2 protein-coding genes are annotated in these 1,648 nt (G+C 71.2%); both read left to right on the top strand.

Annotated features, from left to right (window positions below; genetic code table 11):
* The first annotated feature begins 23 nt into the window (after positions 1 to 23).
* Positions 24 to 1,085 (top strand): dTDP-glucose 4,6-dehydratase, encoded by a 1,062-nt coding sequence (rfbB, locus tag AC1DZ6_RS24810; RefSeq protein WP_477099758.1) that lies wholly within the window; start codon positions 24 to 26, stop codon positions 1,083 to 1,085.
* A gap of 5 nt (positions 1,086 to 1,090) precedes the next feature.
* The coding region (locus tag AC1DZ6_RS24805) for an SDR family oxidoreductase (RefSeq protein ID WP_477099757.1) at positions 1,091 to 1,648 on the top strand (558 nt) is incomplete at its 3' end.

Here is a 1,648-nt window from a genome sequence, read left to right as displayed (position 1 = left end):
GGTCGGCCTGGAAGGAACAGGGCGTGAAGATACTGGTCACCGGCGGCGCGGGCTTCATCGGCTCGGCGGTCTGCCGTCTCCTGCTCGGCGAGACGGGCGACCAGGTCGTCAATGTCGACAAGCTGACCTACGCCGGCACCCTGACCTCGGTGGCCGAGGTCTCGGACTCGCCCGACTATGTCTTCGTCCACGCCGACGTCGCCGACCGCGCCGCGATCAAGGCGGTGTTCGACACCCATCGCCCCGACGCCGTCCTGCACCTGGCCGCCGAATCCCACGTGGACCGCTCGATTTCGGGGGCCGGTCCGTTCGTCGAGACCAACATCGTCGGCACGTATGTGATGCTGGACTGCGCCCTGGACTACTGGCGGGGCCTGGCCGGCGACGCCAAGGACGCCTTCCGCTTCGTCCACGTCTCCACCGACGAGGTCTATGGCAGCCTCGGCGCCGAGGGCCTGTTCGAGGAGACCACCGCCTACGCGCCCACCTCGCCCTATTCGGCGTCCAAGGCGGCGGCCGACCACCTGGCCCTGGCCTGGTTCCACACCTACGGCCTGCCGGTGCTGGTCTCCAACTGCTCCAACAATTACGGCCCCTATCACTTCCCCGAGAAGCTGATCCCGCTGATGATCCTGAACGGCCTGGAGCGCCGGGCCCTGCCGGTCTACGGCGACGGGGCCAACATCCGCGACTGGCTGTTCGTCGAGGACCACGCCCGCGCCCTGCGCACGATCCTGGAGACCGGCCGTCCGGGCGAGAAATACAATGTCGGCGGCCGCAACGAGCGCTCCAACCTGCAGGTGGTCGAAACGATCTGCGACCTGCTGGACGAGCTGGCCCCCAGCGCCGAGGGCTCGCACCGCGACCTGATCACCTTCGTCGCCGACCGTCCCGGCCACGACCAGCGCTACGCCATCGACGCGACCAAGGTCGAGACCGAGCTGGGCTGGCGGGCCCGCGAGACCTTCGAGACCGGCATCCGCAAGACCGTCGAATGGTACCTGGCCCGGCCCGACTGGTGGACGCCGCTGCGCGCCGCCTATGACGGCCGGCGGCTGGGCCTGCTGGCCGCCAAGGCCGGCTGAGGCCCATGGCCGGACCCATCCTCGTCTTCGGCCGCAACGGCCAGGTGGCCCGCGAGCTGGCCGGCCTCGCCGAGGCGACCGGCCGCGCCATGACCTTCGCCGGTCGCCAGACCCTGGACCTGAGCGACCCTGCCGGGATCGCCGAGCTGATCGCCCAGGTCTCGCCCAGCGCGATGATCAACGCCGCCGCCTACACCGCCGTCGACAAGGCCGAGAGCGCGCCGGACGCCGCCTTCGCCCTGAACCGCGACGCCCCGGCCGCCATGGCCGCCGCCTGCGCCGCCCGCGCCCTGCCCTTCGTGCATTTCTCGACCGACTACGTGTTCGACGGCGCGCTGGACCGGCCCTATGTCGAGACCGACCCCACCGGCCCGACCGGCGTCTACGGCGTCAGCAAGCTGGCCGGCGAACAGGCCGTGGCGGCGGCGGGCGGACCGGCGATCACCCTGCGGACCGCGTGGGTGTACGGCGTCCACGGGGCCAATTTCGTCAAGACCATGCTGCGCCTGGCGCGCGACCGCGACGAGGTGGGCGTCGTCGCCGACCAGATCGGCCGCCCCACC

Source organism: Caulobacter sp. P1_B12_2 (assembly GCF_056406675.1).
This window is presented reverse-complemented; position numbering and strand designations above follow the sequence as displayed.